Source organism: Streptomyces sp. FIT100 (assembly GCF_024584805.1).
Lineage (GTDB): Bacteria > Actinomycetota > Actinomycetes > Streptomycetales > Streptomycetaceae > Streptomyces.
This window is the reverse complement of the sequence record NZ_CP075715.1, coordinates 3,170,858-3,188,546: the sequence shown is the minus strand read 5'-3', so window position 1 is coordinate 3,188,546 and position 17,689 is coordinate 3,170,858. Positions and strand designations below refer to the sequence as shown.

Genomic DNA, 17,689 nt, shown 5'->3' with positions numbered 1-17,689 from the left:
GCCGGCGCAGCACCGGCGGCAGCGGAGGCCGGCGAGCAACAGCCCCGTGGAAGGGGCTCGTAGGATCGCGTGCATGAGCCCCAAGTCCGACGACGCCACCCCTCCGCCGCTGCCCGCACCGCTGAGCGTGCCGGTCGCCGATTCGCACACCCACCTGGACATGCAGAGCGGCACCGTCGAGGAAGCTCTCGCGAAGGCCGCGTCCGTCGGCGTCACGACGGTGGTCCAGGTGGGCTGCGACATCAAGGGCTCCCGCTGGGCCGCGGAGACGGCCGCCGCGCACGAGAGCGTGCACGCGGCGGTCGCGCTGCATCCGAACGAGGCCCCGCGCATCGTCCACGGGGACCCCGACGGCTGGTCGCGGCAGGGGGCCAGGGAGGCCGGGGGCGCCGACGCGCTCGACGACGCGCTCGCCGAGATCGACCGGCTCGCGGCCCTGGAGCAGGTGCTGGCCGTCGGCGAGACGGGTCTCGACTTCTTCCGTACGGGCCCCGAGGGCATCGCCGCCCAGGAGACCTCTTTCCGCGCCCATATCGAGATCGCGAAACGGCACGGAAAGGCCCTCGTCATTCACGACCGGGACGCGCACGCGGACGTCCTGCGCATTCTCGAAGAAGAAGGCGCACCCGAGCGGACCGTGTTCCACTGCTATTCCGGCGACGCCGACATGGCCCGGATCTGCGCCGGCGCCGGCTACTTCATGTCCTTTGCCGGCAACGTGACCTTCAAGAACGCCCAGCCGCTGCGCGACGCGCTCGCCGCCGCCCCGCTGGAACTCGTCCTCGTGGAGACCGACGCGCCTTTTCTGACACCCGCGCCGTACCGCGGACGTCCCAACGCGCCCTATCTCGTTCCGGTCACGGTCCGGGCGATGGCCGGGGTGCGCGGGATCGACGAGGACGCGATGGCCGAGGCGATCGCCTCGAACACCGCACGCGCGTTTGGTTACTGACCGATAACGTCCAAATGTCCCACGACGGTGGGTAGTCGAGTCGCTTTGGAGAGTGATCGCGGCTCGGCTAGGGTCCCGGCCTCGTGAGTACTTCGCAGGGCAGTCAGCAAGGCAGTCGGCAGGGCACTCCGCAGGCCGGCCGGCAGGACACTCCCCAAGGGACGACGCAGCGGATGCCGCAGTCCGGCCGTCGCGTCGTCGTACGCGCCGGGCGCCGCACCGCCGGGCTCACGGCGCCCCCGCCGCCGCCCCCGCCGCCGGCCCCCGTGGCGGCCCCGGGCCGCAGGGCCGTCACGGTGCCCCCCGCGGTCTCCCCGTTCGCGCCGACCGTCACGGCGCTCACGGCGCCCCCGTACGGCGCCGCCCCCGGCCCCGGCTCCGGCCCCGCCGCCCCCGCCGCAGCAGGCACCGGTGGCCGCGCCGAAGCCCGCCGGGCCGCCCGCCGCCGCAGAACGGGGCTGGGCGGCGGCGCCGTCGACAACCTGCGCCGGATCGTCCCGCAGGCCCTCGTCGTCGCCTTCCTCGCCGGCGGCACCACCGCCTTCGTCGCCGCCGACAAGGCCGTCCGCCTCAGCGTCGACGGGGTGCCCCGCAGCCTGCACACCTTCGCCGACGACGTGGGCGAGCTGCTCGCCGACGAGGGCCTGGCCGTCGGCGAGCACGACATCGTCGCCCCGGCGCCCGGCGCACCCCTCGTCAGCGGCGACGAGGTCGTCGTCCGCTACGGCCGTCCCGTCACGCTCACCATCGACGGCCACCGCCGCCAGGTGTGGACCACCGCCCGCACCGTCGACGACGCGCTGCGCCAGCTCGGGGTGCGGGCGGAGGGCGCGTTCCTGTCCGCCTCCCGCTCCCTGCCGATCGGCCGCAAGGGCCTCACCCTCGACGTCCGCACCGAGCGGACGGTCACCGTCATGGCCGACGGCCGGGAGCGCACGATCCGTACGAACGCGGCGACCGTGCGGGAAGCCGTCGAGCAGGCCGGGATCACCCTGCAGGGCCAGGACACCACCTCCGTGCCGCCCGGCAGCTTCCCGCGCGACGGCCAGACCGTCACCGTCATGCGGATCACCCGCACCCGGCAGGTCCGCGAAGAGCCCGTCCCGTACGGCACCGTCCGGATCCAGGACCCGTCCCTGCACTCCGGCACCGAGGTCGTCGAACGGCAGGGGCGGTCCGGCTCCCGCCGCGTCACCTACTCCCTCCGCACCGTCAACGGCGTCCGCCAGAAGCCGTCGAGGGTCTCCCAGGAGACCGTCCGTGAGCCGGTCACCCAGCGGGTCCTCGTCGGCACGAAGCCGCTGCCGGACTCCGTCGCGGGCGCCGACGGGCTCAACTGGAAGGCGCTCGCCCAGTGCGAGTCGGGCGGACGGCCGGACGCGGTCGACCCCTCGGGGACGTACGGCGGGCTGTACCAGTTCGACACCAGCACCTGGCACGCGCTGGGCGGCAAGGGCCGCCCGCAGGACGCGCCCGCCGCCGAGCAGACGTACCGCGCGAAGAAGCTCTACGTGCAGCGGGGGGCGAGTCCGTGGCCGCACTGCGGCCGTAGGCTGTACCGGTGAGCACCACTGATCCCGACGGCCCTGACGGCACCGACGGCCCTGACGGCACCGGCGGACCCGACGCCCTGCTCGGCCCCGCCGACATCCGCGAACTGGCCGCAGCGCTCGGCGTACGCCCGACCAAGCAGCGCGGCCAGAACTTCGTCATCGACGCCAACACGGTCCGCCGGATCGTCCGCACCGCCGAGGTGCGCCCCGACGACGTCGTGGTGGAGGTCGGACCCGGGCTCGGCTCGCTCACCCTCGCGCTGCTGGAGGCCGCGGACCGGGTGACCGCCGTCGAGATCGACGACGTCCTCGCGACCGCGCTGCCCACCACGATCGCCGCGCGGATGCCGGAGCGGAAGGACCGTTTCGCCCTCGTCCACTCCGACGCGATGAAGGTCCGGGAGCTGCCGGGCCCGCCGCCCACCGCGCTCGTCGCCAACCTGCCGTACAACGTCGCGGTGCCCGTCCTGCTGCACATGCTCGAACGCTTCCCGACCATCGAGCGGACGCTGGTCATGGTCCAGTCCGAGGTCGCCGACCGGCTCGCCGCCCGGCCCGGCAACAAGGTCTACGGCGTCCCGTCCGTCAAGGCCAACTGGTACGCGGAGGTCAAGCGCGCCGGAGCGATCGGCCGCAACGTCTTCTGGCCCGCGCCGAACGTCGACTCCGGGCTCGTCTCCCTCGTCCGGCGTGCCGAGCCGCTGAAGACCACGGCGTCCAAGGAGGAGGTCTTCGCCGTCGTCGACGCCGCCTTCGCCCAGCGCCGCAAGACCCTGCGCGCCGCGCTCGCCGGCTGGGCGGGCTCCCCGGCGGCCGCCGAGGCGGCGCTCGTCGCGGCCGGGGTGTCGCCGCAGGCACGGGGCGAGGCCCTGACGGTGGAAGAATTCGCGCGTATCGCGGAGAACCGGGAGGCAGGCAAGTGAGCGTCACCGTACGGGTACCGGCCAAGGTCAACGTCCAGCTGGCCGTGGGCGGCGTCCGCGAGGACGGATACCACGACCTCGCCAACGTCTTCCTCGCCGTCGGCCTGTACGACGAGGTCACGGTGGCGCCGGCCGAGACGCTGACCGTCACCTGCTCGGGCCCCGGCGCGGACCAGGTCCCCCTCGACCGTACGAACCTCGCCGCCCGCGCCGCGGAACTGCTCGCCGCCCGCCACGGCATCGACCCGGCCGTCCACATCCACATCGCCAAGGACATCCCCGTCGCCGGCGGCATGGCGGGCGGCAGCGCCGACGGCGCGGGCGCGCTGCTGGCCTGCGACGCGCTGTGGTCCACAGGGGCGTCGCGGGACGAACTCCTCGACATCTGCGCCGAACTCGGCAGCGACGTGCCGTTCAGTCTGGTCGGCGGTGCGGCGCTCGGTACCGGGCGCGGGGAACGGCTCACGGTCCTGCCGGTCGGCGGCATGTTCCACTGGGTCTTCGCGGTGGCCGACGGAGGTCTGTCGACCCCCGCCGTGTACCGCGAGTTCGACCGCCTGAACGAGGCGGTGGACGTTCCCGCGCCGGTGGCGTCCCCGGTGCTGCTCGACGCCCTGGGCACGGGTGACGCGACGGCCCTGGCGTACGCGCTCGTGAACGACCTCCAGCCCGCCGCGCTGTCCCTGCGGCCGTCCCTCGCCGACACGCTCACCGCGGGTACGGAAGCGGGCGCTCTCGCCGCCCTCGTCTCCGGGTCCGGCCCGACGACGGCCTTCCTCGCGAAGGACGCGGACGCGGCGGCGGGTATCGCCGAGGCGCTGCTGGCCTCGGGCACCTGCCGCTCGGCCCGGGTCGCCGCGGCCCCGGCGCAGGGCGCGACGATCCTGTAGCGGGAGCCGGGAGCCGGGAGCCGGGAGCCGGGAGCCGGGAGCCGGGAGCCGGGAGCCGGGAACCGGGAGCCGGGAGCCGGGCGCCCCCGCGGACAGGGCCGGCCCCTCCGCGCCCGCGTACTCACGCCGGGTTGAGTACCTGAGCGCTGACGTCCGCGGCCCGGGCCGCGCGACCGTACCCCCATGTCCACACGCGTCCGCGCCCTCGCCGAAGCCACGCCCGACACCCGGGACCGGTACGTCGACCTGCTCCGGGTCGCCTCGCTCGGCACCGTCGTGCTCGGTCACTGGCTCATGGCCGCCGTCACCGCCGACGGCGTCGGCAATCTCCTCGCCGTGGTACCGGAGCTCCAACTCCTCACCTGGGCCCTGCAGATCATGCCGGTGTTCTTCTTTGTCGGCGGCTTCTCGCACGCGCTCTCGTACCGCTCGCTGCGGCGCGGGCATCCCGAGGGCCCGGTCTACGCGGCGTTCCTGCGGGGGCGGCTGCGCAGGCTGCTGCGTCCGACCATGGCGTTCGTCCTCGTATGGGGCGCCGCGGCGTTCGTCGTCCAACTGCTCGGCGGGGGCGGCGGACTCACCGGCGTCTCGCTGCGGCTGGTCACCCAGCCGCTGTGGTTCATCGGGATCTACCTGGCGATGGTCGCCTTCACCCCGCCGCTGCTGAGGCTGCACGAGCGGTACGGGTGGGGCGCGTTCGGGGCGCTCGCCGCGGGGGCGGTCGGCGTGGACGTGCTGCGCTTCGTGTGCGGCGTGCCCTTCGTGGAGTTCCTGAACTTCGCCTTCGTCTGGCTCGCCGTGCACCAGCTCGGCTTCCTGCGCGCCGACGGCCGGCTGCGCGCGCCGTCCGCGCTCGCGGCGGCGGGGCTGACGGGCGCGGTCGCGCTGGTCGCCCTCGGCCCGTATCCGCTCTCCATGGTCGGCATGCCGGGCGAGAAGGTGTCCAACATGGCCCCGCCCACCCTCGCTCTCCTCTGCCACGGCCTCTGGCTCGTCGGCGCGGTCGAGCTGCTGCGCGGGCCCGGGGCACGGCTGGTCGCCCGGCCGCGGGTGTGGCGGGCGGTCGTCGCGGCGAACGGCGTCGCCATGACCGCCTTCCTGTGGCACCTCACCGCCATGCTCGGCGTCTACGGCGCCCTGCTCGCCCTCGGCGTCCCGCTGCCCGAGCCGGCCTCGGGCGCCTGGTGGGCCCAGACGCCGGTACGGATCGCGGCCGCGGCCGTGCTCACCGCGGTGCTGGTCGCCGCCTTCCGCACCTTCGAGCAGCCGGCCCCGGCCCCGGCCTTGGCCCCGGCCCCGGCCCCGGCCCCGGCCCCGGCCCCGGCCCCGGCGCCGGGGCGCTCCGGTCCCGGTGCGCTCGCCGCGTTCGGCATCACCCTGTGTCTGCTCGGCGTGCTCGGTCTGTCCATGGTCGGCTTCGCGGGCCTGCTGGAGGGCCGTACGGCGACCCTCGTCGCCATCCCGGTCACCGCCCCTGCGGCGGTCGCGATGGCCCTGGCCGGCTGGGCACTGGTGGAACGCGCGGGTGGGTGGCCGGTCGCGCAGCGTAGGCGTGACCTGCGCCCGGTGCGCCCCGACTAGGCTGGGAGGCCGATCGATCCCCCCGTCAGGAGAGAAATGGCCGTCAACCTGGTCAATGTCGAGGCAGTCAGCAAGGTGTACGGCACCCGTGCCCTGCTCGACGGAGTCTCCCTCGGCGTGTCCGAGGGAGACCGCATCGGCGTCGTCGGACGCAACGGAGACGGCAAGACGACCCTCATCCGGATGCTCGCCAAGCTGGAGGAGGCCGACACCGGCCGGGTCACCCACAGCGGCGGGCTGCACATCGGGGTGCTCACCCAGCACGATTCGCTCGACCCCGCCGCCACCGTCCGGCACGAGGTCATCGGGGACCTCGCCGACCACGAGTGGGCCGGCAACGCCAAGATCCGCGACGTGCTCACCGGACTCTTCGGCGGGCTCGACCTGCCAGGCTTCCCGCACGGACTCGACACGGTCATCGCCCCGCTCTCCGGCGGCGAGCGGCGCCGCATCGCCCTCGCCAAGCTGCTCATCGCCGAGCAGGACCTGATCGTCCTCGACGAGCCGACGAACCACCTGGACGTCGAGGGCATCTCCTGGCTCGCCCGCCATCTCCAGGCGCGCCGCTCGGCGCTCGTCTGCGTCACGCACGACCGCTGGTTCCTGGACCAGGTCTGCACCCGCATGTGGGACGTGCAGCGCGGCACGGTCTACGAGTACGAGGGCGGTTACACGGACTACGTCTTCGCGCGTGCCGAGCGCGAGCGCATCGCCGCCACCGAGGAGACCAAGCGGCAGAACCTGGTCCGCAAGGAGCTGGCCTGGCTGCGGCGCGGCGCCCCCGCCCGTACGTCGAAGCCGCGCTTCCGCGTCGAGGCGGCCAACGAGCTCATCCAGGACGTGCCGCCGCCGCGCGACACCTCCGAGCTGATGAAGTTCGCCTCGTCGCGGCTCGGCAAGACCGTCTTCGACCTGGAGAACGTCACCGTCCAGGCCGGGCCGAAGGTGCTGCTGAAGCATCTGACCTGGCAGCTCGGCCCCGGCGACCGGATCGGCCTGGTCGGGGTGAACGGAGCGGGCAAGACCTCGCTGCTGCGCGCCATGGCCGCGGCCGCCCGCAGCGACGGCGAGCAGCAGCCCAGCGCGGGGCGGATCGTCACCGGCAAGACGGTGAAGCTGGCCTATCTCTCACAGGAGGTCGCCGAGCTCGACCCGGGTCTGCGGGTGCTGGAGGCCGTCCAGCAGGTGCGCGACCGCGTCGACCTCGGCAAGGGCCGGGAGATGACGGCCGGGCAGCTGTGCGAGCAGTTCGGCTTCTCGAAGGAGAAGCAGTGGACCCCGCTCGGCGATCTGTCGGGCGGTGAGCGGCGCCGTCTCCAGCTGCTGCGGCTGCTGATGGACGAGCCGAACGTCCTCTTCCTCGACGAGCCCACCAACGACCTCGACATCGAGACGCTGACGCAGCTGGAGGACCTGCTCGACGGCTGGCCCGGATCGATGGTGGTCATCTCCCACGACCGGTTCTTCATCGAGCGCACGACCGACCGGGTGTTCGCGCTGCTCGGCGACGGCGCGCTGCGGATGCTCCCGCGCGGTATCGACGAGTACCTGGAGCGGCGCGAGCGGATGATCGAGGCCGCGGTCCCGGCGCAGACCGCCGGCGCACCCGTGAAGTCCGAGGCCCCCGCGAAGTCCGCGGCGGACACGCGCGCCGCGAAGAAGGAACTCCAGAAGATCGAGCGCCGGCTGGACCGGATCTCCGAGCAGGAGACCAAGCTGCACTCGCAAATCGCCGAAAACGCCACTGACTTCGAGAAGGTGGCGGAACTCGACGCCGAGCTTCGCGAACTGACATCCGAGCGCGAGGACTTGGAGCTGCGCTGGCTCGAACTCGCCGAGGACGCCTAGGGAGTGTCTTCACGGGAGCGTCGTCCGCCCGCCGGGCAGACGGGACTTTGAAGACGCGAACCTAGGGACACCCAGAGCGCGTAACGGCGATATCACGGGCCGGTCCTCCCTTGGGTACAGGGGCGGGACCGGCCCCGCTTTCGGCCAGGGCCAGGTGGTAAAAAGAAGCCCCGCTCCATGATGTGACGCTGCGCAATCCCTGTCCGATTCGCTCCTTTCCGTATGGAAACCGCCATACGGAATCGCGGGGGAGGCTGGTCGGGCTGTGGACCGCACGAAGGGGGAAGTGCTGACATGACTCAGCCGCCCAGTCAGCAACCGCCGCAGGGAGGCGGCTTCGGATCCCCGCAGGATCCCCAGCAGGTTCCTCAGCCGCCCCAACAGCCTGCGCAGCCGCCGTCGGCCGCGCAGCCGCAGCCGCAGCCGGGGTACGGATATCCGCAGCAGGCCCCGGGTCCGTACGGCCAGCCCGGTCCGTACAACCAGCAGCCCGGCCCGTACAACAGCCCCGGTCCCTACGGGCCCCAGCCCGGGCCCTACGGGTACGGATACCCGACCCAGCCGCAGTACCCCGGCGCGCCCGCACCCGCTCCCGCTCCAGGCGGCGGGAACCCCTTCAAGGGCAGGCCCGGCGTGATCGTCGGCGCCGCCGTGGCGGCCCTCCTCGTCATCGGCGCCGGCACCTGGTTCGCCGTCAGCGGCGGTGAGGACGACGCGAAGCCCGACGCCAAGCGGAGCACCGGGCCGCAGCCCACCGGGTCCGCGTCCGTCGACCAGGGCGACGGCAGCGGCGACGGGCGCGCTGTCGACGACGACCTCAACGCCGGGCGCAAGCCGGGCGAGGCGAAGGTCCTGTTCCTCACCAAGAACGACATCGACCTGCCGCGCAACGGTGCCGAGACGTACGGTCCGTGGGCCGTCGGCGACACCGTCGTCAAGGGCATGTACAAGGAGCTCGTGGGCTACTCGGCCACGGACGGCAAGAAGAAGTGGACCATTCCCTTCCCCGCCGAGCTGTGTGCCGCGGCCCCCATGGCGACCGCCGACGGCAAGCTCGTGGTCGGGTTCAAGGACGGGACGACGGACAAGGCCGACTGCACCCAGCTTCAGATGATCGACGCCACCACCGGCAAGGCCGGCTGGAAGAAGACCATCAAGCAGCGGGGGACGTGGGACTTCCTCTCCGACATCACGCTCTCGCTGAGCGGCGACACGGTGACCGCCGCCCGTACCGGGAACGCCGACGCGTTCCGGGTCAGCGACGGCAAGGAACTGTTCGGCAAGCTGCCGGGCAACTGCCAGCCGAGGGCGTTCGCGGGCGGAGCGAAGCTGATCGCCGCCGAGACGTGCCCGAGCGGCGACATCGACAAGCTCCAGGAGCAGGTCCAGGAGCTCGACCCGGCCACCGGCGCGGCGAAGTGGACGTACAAGCTCAACGAGGGCTGGCAGGTCGACAGCGTCTACTCGGTCAGCCCGGTCGTGCTCTCGCTGACCCATGCCGACGACAAGAAGTGGGCCGTCGTCGCGCTGAACGCGAACGGCACCGTGCGCTCGCAGATGGACGGCGGCAAGGACAACTTCGAGGCCCGCTGCGGCCAGGGGGGCGGTGTCTTCAGCGACGCCCTGGAGGGGTGTGTCGGCGTCGCCGCCGACGCCACCACCTTCTACATGGCGACCGCGCCCGACGCCTCCGGCTCGTCCAGGACCAATGCGGTCGTCGCGTTCGACCTCGACACCGGCAAGCAGAAGTGGCGGGCCGAGGCCCCCGACGGGCGCACGATGACCCCGCTGCGCATGGAGGGTGCGAACGTCCTCCTGTACGTCGAGCCTTCGTTCGACGCGGGGGGTGCGGTGGCGACCCTGGCGCCGGCCGGCGGCAAGCCGAACGTGATCCTCCAGCACCCGGCGTCCACCGCCGAGATCGAGAGCACCTTCTGGTCGCCCCAGATGGTCTACCAGGACGGCCGTTTCTACATCGCCAGTGGGCGCGTCTCCTCGCGTAACGACGAAGAGGAGAAGCAGACCAAGACGATGATGGCATTCGGGAAGTGACGCGTCCTCACGGACGACGCCCAGGACCCCACGACGACTCCCTTCCGCTCAGAGGTACGCACGTATGACGCAGCCACCGATGCCGCCCAACCAGCCGCCGCAGCAACCCGACCAGCCGCCGAACCAGCCGCCGAATCAGCCCCCGGGCGGGCCTCCGCAGGGCGGCTTCGGGGCCCCGCAGGACCCTCCCCCGGGCTTCGGCGCACCGACCCCGCCCCCGGGGAACCCCGGTTACGGCTATCCGCAGACCCCTCCGCCCGCCCAGCAGCCCGGTCCGGGTTACGGCTATCCGCAGGCCCCGGGCCAGGCTCAGGGCCAGCAGCCGTACGGCTACGGCTATCCCGGCCAGCAGCCGCAGGGCCAGCCGCAGTACCTGCCGCCGCAGCCGCCCAGGAAGAAGCTCAGCGCCCAGGCGCAGATCATCATCGCCGCGGTCGTCGCCGTGGTGCTGATCGTCGGCGCGGGCGTCTGGTTCGCGGCGGGCAAGGGGGACGACTCCAAGAAGGACCAGGCCAAGAGCTCGACCGAGGGCGCCAACGGCGAGAAGGCCGTCGGGGGCGACGGCAAGGAGAAGGCCCCCGAGAACACCGCGGCGAAGGTGGCCTTCCAGCTCCCGCAGCCCAAGGTCACCGACGTCACCGACGTCAGCGGCTCCTGGGTCACCGACAAGGCGTACGTCAAGACCGGCATCAACTCCGTCGTCGGCTACGACCTCGCCAAGGGCACCGTCCTGTGGACGATCCCGCTCCCCGGTCAGGTCTGCGCGGCCTCCCGCCACGTGTCCGCGGACAACAAGTCCGCGATCGCGTTCGAGGCGATCAAGCGCGTCCCGCCGAAGAACTACCAGCCGTGCAACCAGATCGGCGCCATCGACCTGAACACCGGCAAGCTGCTGTGGAGCAAGGCGGCGCAGGGCAGCGGCGACGAGCCGCCCCGCTTCAACGAGATCACGCTCAGCGGCAACACCGTCGCGGCGGGGGGCACCGACGGCGGAGCCGCCTTCGACCTCACCACCGGTGCGGTCCGCTGGAAGCCCGAGGTCAACGCCGAGGGCTGCTACGACATGGGCTACGGCGGCGGTCCGGCCCTCGTCGCGGCCCGCAAGTGCGGCGACTACGACAACAAGTACGTGGTCATCCAGCCGCTGAACCCGGCGACGGGCGCGCCGCTGTCCTCGTTCAAGATGCCGCCGGGCGTCGAGTACGCCTCCATCGTCTCCACGGCGCCGCTCGTCGTCGCGGCCGACGTGGGCGACACGGCCGGGGACGGCAGCGGGATCTCCGACTTCTTCTCCATCGACGAGAAGACGGGCAAGCTGATCGTCAAGATCTCGGCGGACGCCGACCGCTACGCCGCGCGCTGCCACTCCACCGAGGTCGAGTCGTGCGTGCACGTGACCGCCGGAAACGGGCGGCTCTACCTGCCCACCGAGGAGCACGAGGGCAGCAGCGACGCGTACGGCGACACCAACGAGATCGTCTCGCTCGACCTGAAGACGGGCAAGTCCCTGCCGGGGAAGGCGGAAGCAGGCGACCGGTACACGATGATCCCGCTGCGCATGGACGGCGGCAACGTCATCGCCTACAAGACGCCCCCGTACGACAAGGGCGGACAGATCGTCAGCATCGACGGCGGCACGTTCGAGCAGACGGTGCTGCTGGAGAACCCGGCCGACGAGTCGGTCAACGACGCCGAGACCAGCTTCTCGCTGGACTACGCGGAGATCCACTACACCGGCGGGCGGATGTTCGTTGCCGAGTCGATGCTCAGCAAGGACACCGGGAGCGGTCCGTCGTACCTGGCGCTCTCCTTCGCGACCGGCTGACCCGCCGGCCGGGTGACCGGCGCGAGGCGGCAGAAACGGAGGCGGTCCCCACCGGTCGGCGGGGACCGCCTCCGTTGTGCGTGGGGGCCGCTCATTCCCCACATGCCGTGAACAATGCGCATTTCGCCGGTCCGAGGGGTTTTCCGGGCGTAGGGCGAGCGCAACGTCGGACAAGCGTGTAGCTTGCCGGGGCAGTAGGGCGGGCGTGACAGGCAGGCAGGCGGCGTGGCAGGCGGGCCTGGGGGGCCGGGGGGCCGACTCCAGGGTATGGGGGTTGCTCGATGGGTGTGCGGCTCATGGTGGTCGACGACCACCGACTGCTGGCCGAGGCGCTCGCGTCGGCGCTGAAGCTGCGCGGGCACCGGGTGCTCGCCGCGGCGGCACCGGTGGCGGGGGCGGCCGAGCTCGTGGTGAGCAGGGCCCCCGAGGTGTGCCTGCTGGGGACGGCGACCCCGGCGGAGCCGGGTGTCTTCGACCCGATCGTCCGGATCAAGCGGGAGCGCCCGCAGGTGGCCGTGGTGGTGCTGGGTCCGGTGCCCTCCCCGCGCGGGATCGCCGCCGCGTTCGCGGCGGGGGCGTCCGGCTACGTGCGTCATGACGAGCGCATCGAAGGCGTCGAGCGGGCCATGACCAAGGCGCGCTCGGGTGAGGCGGCGGTGGCCCCGCAGCTGCTCCAGGGCGCCTTCACGGAGCTGCTCAACCCGGCGGCCCAGCCGGACGACGAGGGCCAGCGGCTGCTCCGGATGCTCACCCCGCGCGAGGTCGAGGTGCTGGTGCGTGTCGCCGAAGGCGAGGACACCCGGCTGATCGCGGCGGGCATGGGCATAGCCCCCAGCACGGCCCGCACCCATGTCCAGCGCGTCCTGATGAAACTCGGCGTGGGCTCCCGGCTGGAGGCCGCCGCACTGGCGGCCCGCACGGGACTCCTCGACCGCGCCTCCGGCCAGGGCTGAGCACCACCTCCTGCGGCAGCCACCCCCTGTGGCACCCACCTTCTGCGGCAGCCACCCCCTGTGGCACCCACCCCTGTGGCACCCACCTTCTGCGGCACCCACCTCTTGCGGCACCCACCCCTGTGGCACCCACCTTCTGCGGCACCCACCTCTTGCGGCAGCCATCCCCTGTGGCACCCACCTTCTGCGGCACCCACCTTCTGCGGCACCCACCCCCGTTCGACGGGCGGGGATTGACTAACGGTGTTCGGTCATGGTTCTTTGTGTGGACTTCTGTTTGATGACGTCGTCGAGGAGCCCCAGTGTGAAGAAGACGGTGACCAGGCTCGCCGACGGCCGTGAGCTGCTCTACTACGACCGCCGCGACGACATCGTCCGCGACGCCGTCGACCGGCGGCCGCTCTCCGCCGTCGCCACCGCCGCGGAGATCCGGCGCGACCCGCTGCTCGGCGACTCCGTCGCCGTCGCCTCCCACCGCCAGGGGCGCACCTACCACCCGCCCGCCGACGAGTGCCCCCTGTGCCCCTCCCGGGACGGCCGGCTCAGCGAGATCCCGGACAGCGACTACGACGTCGTCGTCTTCGAGAACCGCTTCCCCTCCCTCTCCGGCGAGACCGGCCGCTGCGAGGTCGTCTGCTTCACCCCCGACCACGACACCTCCTTCGCCGGGCTCACCGACGAGCAGGCCGCCCTCGTCCTGGACGCCTGGACCGACCGCACCGCGGAGCTGGCCGCGCTGCCCCAGGTCGAGCAGGTCTTCTGCTTCGAGAACCGGGGCGCGGAGATCGGCGTCACCCTCGGCCATCCGCACGGGCAGATCTACGCGTACCCCTTCGTCACCCCGCGCACCGCCCTGATGCAGCGCTCGGTCGCCGAGCACCTCGCCGCCACCGGCCGGAACCTCTTCGACGACACCGTCGCACGTGAACTCGCCGACCCCGTAAGGGTGGTCCTGGAGGGGGAGCACTGGGTGGCCTTCGTGCCCTACGCGGCGCACTGGCCGTACGAGGTGCACCTCTACCCGCGCCGCCGGGTGCCGGACCTGCTGGCCCTGGACGACGCGGCGCGCACAGAGTTCCCACAGCTCTATCTGGAACTGTTGAGGCGCTTCGACCGGATCTTCGGCCCGGACGCCCCGCCGACGCCGTACATCGCCGCCTGGCACCAGGCGCCGTTCGGTGACGGCGGGCGGGCGCAGCGTGACCAGTTCGCCCTGCACCTCGAGCTTTTCACCATCCGCCGAACTTCCGGCAAGCTCAAGTTCCTCGCGGGTTCCGAGTCCGGCATGAGTGTGTTCATCAACGATGTGCCGCCGGAGGCCGCGGCCCAGCGACTGCGAGAGATAGCGAGCAGCAGATGAGCGCTGTGTTTTCCCGGGGGGCGACCCCCGGACCCCCGAAGAAGTTCCTGGTGACCGGTGGAGCCGGATACGTCGGCAGCGTCGTGGCCGCGCACCTGCTGGAGGCGGGCCACGAGGTCACCGTCCTCGACGACCTGTCCACGGGCTTCCGCGAGGGCGTGCCGGCCGGCGCCGCGTTCATCGAGGGCCGCATCCAGGACGCCGCGCGCTGGCTGGACCCCTCGTACGACGGCGTCCTGCACTTCGCCGCGTTCTCGCAGGTCGGCGAGTCGGTCGCGGACCCCGAGAAGTACTGGGTGAACAACGTCGGCGGGACCATGGCGCTGCTCGCCGCGATGCGCTCGGCCGGCGTGCGCAAGCTGGTCTTCTCCTCCACCGCGGCCACCTACGGCGAGCCCGTCTCCACGCCGATCACCGAGACCGACCCGACCGCCCCGACCAGCCCGTACGGCGCATCCAAGCTTGCCGTCGACCACATGATCAGCGGCGAGTGCACCGCCCACGGGCTGGCCGCCGCCTCGCTGCGCTACTTCAACGTGGCGGGCGCCTACGGCAGCTGCGGCGAGCGCCACGACCCCGAATCGCACCTCATCCCGCTCGTCCTGCAGGTCGCCCTCGGCAAGCGCGAGGCGATCTCCGTCTTCGGCGACGACTACCCGACCCCGGACGGCACCTGCGTACGGGACTACATCCACGTCGCCGACCTGGCCGAGGCGCACCTGCTCGCCATGGACAAGGTCACCCCGGGCGAGCACCTGATCTGCAACCTCGGCAACGGCAACGGGTTCTCGGTCCGCGAGGTCATCGAGACCGTCCGCAAGGTCACCGGACACCCGGTCCCCGAGGTCGCCGCCGGCCGCCGCCCCGGCGACCCGGCCGTGCTCGTCGCCTCGGCCGCCACCGCCCGCGAGCGGCTCGGCTGGAACCCGTCCCGCGCGGATCTCGCGGGTATCGTCGCCGACGCCTGGGAGTTCGCCCGTGGCCGTGACTGACGCCTTCCGCGAGCTCTACGGGTACGCCCCCGAAGGCGTCTGGGCCGCGCCCGGCCGCGTCAATCTGATCGGCGAGTACACCGACTTCAACGACGGCTTCGTGATGCCGCTCGCGCTGCCGCACACGGCGGTCGCGGCGGTGGCGCGCCGCGCGGACGGGGTGCTGCGGGTCCACTCGGCGGACGTGGACCAGGGCGTGGTCGAGCTGGCCGTCGACGCGCTCGAGCCGCGCTCCGGCTCGGGCTGGGCGGCCTACCCGGCGGGTGTGGTGTGGGCGCTGCGCGAGGCCGGGCACCCGGTCACCGGCGCCGACATCCATCTCGGCTCCACCGTTCCCACGGGCGCGGGACTGTCCTCGTCGGCCGCCCTGGAGATCGTCACCGCCCTCGCTCTGAACGACCTGTTCGGGCTCAGGCTCCGCGGCGAGGAGCTCGCGGTGCTCGCACAGCGCGCCGAGAACGCCTTCGTCGGCGTCCCGTGCGGGATCATGGACCAGATGGCGTCGGCCTGCTGCACCGAGGGCCACGCGCTGTTCCTGGACACCCGTGACCTCAGCCGGCGCCAGGTCCCCTTCGACCTCCCCGCCCACGGCCTGCAACTCCTGGTCGTCGACACCCGTGTGAAGCACGCACTCGGGGACGGCGCGTACGCGCAGCGGCGCGCCGGTTGCGAAGCGGGAGCGCGGGCGCTGGGAGTACGGACGCTGCGCGAGGTCCCGTACGCGCAACTGCCGGACGCCCTCGGGCGTTTGGGCGACTCCGTGGGTTCCCGTGAGGCACACCCGGGGCCCCCGGCCGAAGAGATCCGCCGTTACGTGCGCCATGTCGTGAGCGACAACCACCGCGTCGAGCGGACGATCGCCCTCCTTGACGCGGGCGACCTCCGCGCCGTCGGCCCGGTCCTCACCGAGGGCCACGCCTCGCTCCGCGACGACCTCCGGGTCTCCTGCACGGAGCTTGACCTCGTGGTCTCGACGGCGAACACGGCCGGGGCGCTGGGCGCCCGGATGACGGGCGGCGGCTTCGGCGGCTCGGCGGTCGTCCTGGTCGAACAGGAGACGGCCGACCGGGTGGCCAAGGAGATCGAGGACGCCTTCGCGGCGGCGGGCCACACGGCGCCGCGGATCTTCCCCGCGGTCCCGTCGGGCGGTGCGCGCCGCGTCCGGTAGCGCCTGCGGCGACCGCGCCGGGCAACCCGGCCCGCCCCCTCCGGTAACCAGTTCTGCAAATGCCCTTCCGCGTCAGGCACCCGGCCTTACTCTGATGCACAGCACCGGTGGGGGCCGGTGCTGTGCATCAGGGGGCAAGACAGTCGGGTACGACGCCCGGGGCGGGGTAGCAGTCAACAGCACGGCGGCGGCCGTGGATTGCGTACCACCCCATCCTCGGGCGCCGTACTCGCGCTTCCGGACTCCGCCGGAATTGCGCAGCTTGGGGGTGCCTGTGGTTCGTATCCGGGTTCTTGTGGTGGATGACCACCGAATCTTCGCCGAGTCCCTCGCCGCGGCGCTCGCCGCCGAGCCGGACGTCGAGGTGGCCGCGGCCGGCAGCGGGCCTGCCGCGCTGCGCTGCATGGAGCGCGCGGCGGCCGACGGGCGCCACTTCGACGTGATGCTCGTCGACGCCGACCTGGGCGTGGCCGCCGCACCGGCCGCCCCCGTCGTCGCACGGGCCGTGCCCGACAACGGGGAGGGCGGCTTCGTCGACGGCATCTCCCTGGTGGCGGGGGTCCGTTCGGCGCGTCCGGCGGTCCGTTCCGTCGTGCTGGCCGAGAGGGACGACCCGCGCCGGGCCGCGCTCGCGCTCCAGGCGGGCGCCTCGGGCTGGGTGGCCAAGGACTGTTCGCTTCAGCGGCTGCTCACGGTCATCAGGGGGGTGCTGCGGGACGAGACGCATCTGCCGCCCGCGCTGCTCACCGGCGTCCTGCGGGAGCTGACCGCGGCGCGCAAGCACCGCACCGAGAGCGAACGGCTCGTCGAGTCCCTCACCCCGCGCGAACGCGAGGTGCTGCGCTGCATGGTGGCGGGGCTCGGCCGCAAGGCGGTCGCGGAGCGGCTCTTCCTCTCCCCGCACACGGTCCGCACCCATATGCAGAACGTGCTGGGGAAGCTGGGCGTCCACTCCACCCTCGCGGCGGTGGCACTGGCCCGCCGGGCGGGGGTGGGGCCCGCGGAGCTCTCCTCAGCCGGGGACGTTGTCGAACGGGGCGGTCAACTGGCGTAGCAGTGCGGCAAGTTCGGCGCGCTGGGTGCGGGGGAGCTGGGAGAGGATCGCGCGCTCCTGGGCCAGCAGCCCGGCGAGCGCCTGGTCGGCGCGGTCACGGCCCTCGGAGGTGAGCCGCACCAGCACACCGCGGCGGTCACTGGGATCGGGCAGCCGCTCGACGAGTCCCTTCTTGGCGAGACGGTCGATGCGGTTGGTCATCGTGCCGGAGGTCACCAGGGTCTGCGTCAGCAGCTGGCCGGGGGAGAGCTGGTAGGGCGCGCCCGCGCGCCGCAATGACGTCAGGACGTCGAACTCCCAGGGCTCCAGTCCGTGCTCGGAGAAAGCGAGGCGACGTGCGCGGTCGAGATGCCGGGCCAGCCTGGACACACGACTGAGCACCTCGAGCGGTTCCACGTCGAGGTCGGGGCGCTCTCGGCGCCATGCAGCGACCAGTCGGTCGACCTCGTCCTCCATGTCGATCAGTGTAGAGGGTCTGTCGACATGAAGTCTCTTGACGTCAAGATATATTTCGTCGGACTATTGGGCATGGTCGGGC

14 protein-coding genes are annotated in these 17,689 nt (G+C 72.5%); 13 read left to right on the top strand and 1 reads right to left on the bottom strand.

All coding sequences use genetic code 11. The annotated features are described in order from the left end of the window. Positions 1 to 73: 73 nt before the first annotated feature. The 13 genes from KK483_RS13865 (at position 74) to KK483_RS13805 (ending at position 17,151) form a co-directional block, all read left to right on the top strand. Entirely contained in the window at positions 74 to 952 is an 879-nt protein-coding gene (locus KK483_RS13865) for a TatD family hydrolase (RefSeq protein WP_262005534.1), read from the top strand. A gap of 173 nt (positions 953 to 1,125) precedes the next feature. After that, positions 1,126 to 2,517 (top strand): resuscitation-promoting factor, encoded by a 1,392-nt coding sequence (locus KK483_RS13860; RefSeq protein WP_262009477.1) that lies wholly within the window; start codon positions 1,126 to 1,128, stop codon positions 2,515 to 2,517. After that, entirely contained in the window at positions 2,514 to 3,428 is a 915-nt protein-coding gene (rsmA, locus tag KK483_RS13855; protein WP_399014049.1) for a 16S rRNA (adenine(1518)-N(6)/adenine(1519)-N(6))-dimethyltransferase RsmA, read from the top strand. The genes KK483_RS13860 and rsmA overlap by 4 nt, the downstream gene beginning before the upstream one ends. Beyond that, a complete protein-coding gene (locus KK483_RS13850; RefSeq protein WP_262005533.1) occupies positions 3,425 to 4,318 on the top strand; it encodes a 4-(cytidine 5'-diphospho)-2-C-methyl-D-erythritol kinase in 894 nt (297 codons plus the stop codon). The genes rsmA and KK483_RS13850 overlap by 4 nt, the downstream gene beginning before the upstream one ends. Positions 4,319 to 4,501: 183 nt before the next feature. Continuing rightward, positions 4,502 to 5,899, top strand: coding sequence for an acyltransferase (locus KK483_RS13845; RefSeq protein WP_262005532.1), 1,398 nt, complete (start codon positions 4,502 to 4,504; stop codon positions 5,897 to 5,899). A 36-nt stretch (positions 5,900 to 5,935) separates the two neighbouring features. Then, the gene (locus KK483_RS13840) at positions 5,936 to 7,747 is read left to right on the top strand and encodes an ABC-F family ATP-binding cassette domain-containing protein (protein WP_262005531.1); all 1,812 of its coding nucleotides are present in this window, start codon (positions 5,936 to 5,938) and stop codon (positions 7,745 to 7,747) included. A 294-nt stretch (positions 7,748 to 8,041) separates the two neighbouring features. After that, the gene (locus tag KK483_RS13835; RefSeq protein WP_262005530.1) at positions 8,042 to 9,799 is read left to right on the top strand and encodes a PQQ-like beta-propeller repeat protein; all 1,758 of its coding nucleotides are present in this window, start codon (positions 8,042 to 8,044) and stop codon (positions 9,797 to 9,799) included. Positions 9,800 to 9,863: 64 nt separating this feature from the next. Continuing rightward, positions 9,864 to 11,624, top strand: a complete 1,761-nt coding sequence (locus KK483_RS13830; RefSeq protein WP_262005529.1) for a PQQ-like beta-propeller repeat protein — start codon at positions 9,864 to 9,866, stop codon at positions 11,622 to 11,624. A 281-nt stretch (positions 11,625 to 11,905) separates the two neighbouring features. Further along, the gene (locus tag KK483_RS13825; RefSeq protein ID WP_262005528.1) at positions 11,906 to 12,577 is read left to right on the top strand and encodes a LuxR C-terminal-related transcriptional regulator; all 672 of its coding nucleotides are present in this window, start codon (positions 11,906 to 11,908) and stop codon (positions 12,575 to 12,577) included. Positions 12,578 to 12,881: 304 nt separating this feature from the next. Next, positions 12,882 to 13,937 (top strand): galactose-1-phosphate uridylyltransferase, encoded by a 1,056-nt coding sequence (galT, locus tag KK483_RS13820; protein ID WP_262005527.1) that lies wholly within the window; start codon positions 12,882 to 12,884, stop codon positions 13,935 to 13,937. Further along, on the top strand, positions 13,934 to 14,929 hold the full coding sequence (gene galE, locus KK483_RS13815; RefSeq protein ID WP_262005526.1) for a UDP-glucose 4-epimerase GalE: 996 nt from the start codon (positions 13,934 to 13,936) through the stop codon (positions 14,927 to 14,929). The genes galT and galE overlap by 4 nt, the downstream gene beginning before the upstream one ends. Next, positions 14,916 to 16,097, top strand: a complete 1,182-nt coding sequence (gene galK / locus KK483_RS13810; RefSeq protein WP_262005525.1) for a galactokinase — start codon at positions 14,916 to 14,918, stop codon at positions 16,095 to 16,097. The genes galE and galK overlap by 14 nt, the downstream gene beginning before the upstream one ends. Positions 16,098 to 16,371: 274 nt before the next feature. Continuing rightward, a complete protein-coding gene (locus KK483_RS13805; RefSeq protein WP_262005524.1) occupies positions 16,372 to 17,151 on the top strand; it encodes a response regulator transcription factor in 780 nt (259 codons plus the stop codon). On the opposite strand, the gene KK483_RS13800 is transcribed toward KK483_RS13805, so the two are convergent. Next, positions 17,110 to 17,607, bottom strand: coding sequence for a MarR family winged helix-turn-helix transcriptional regulator (locus KK483_RS13800; RefSeq protein WP_262005523.1), 498 nt, complete (start codon positions 17,605 to 17,607; stop codon positions 17,110 to 17,112). The two genes, KK483_RS13805 and KK483_RS13800, sit on opposite strands and share 42 nt — an antisense overlap. Between the last annotated feature and the right edge of the window lie 82 nt (positions 17,608 to 17,689).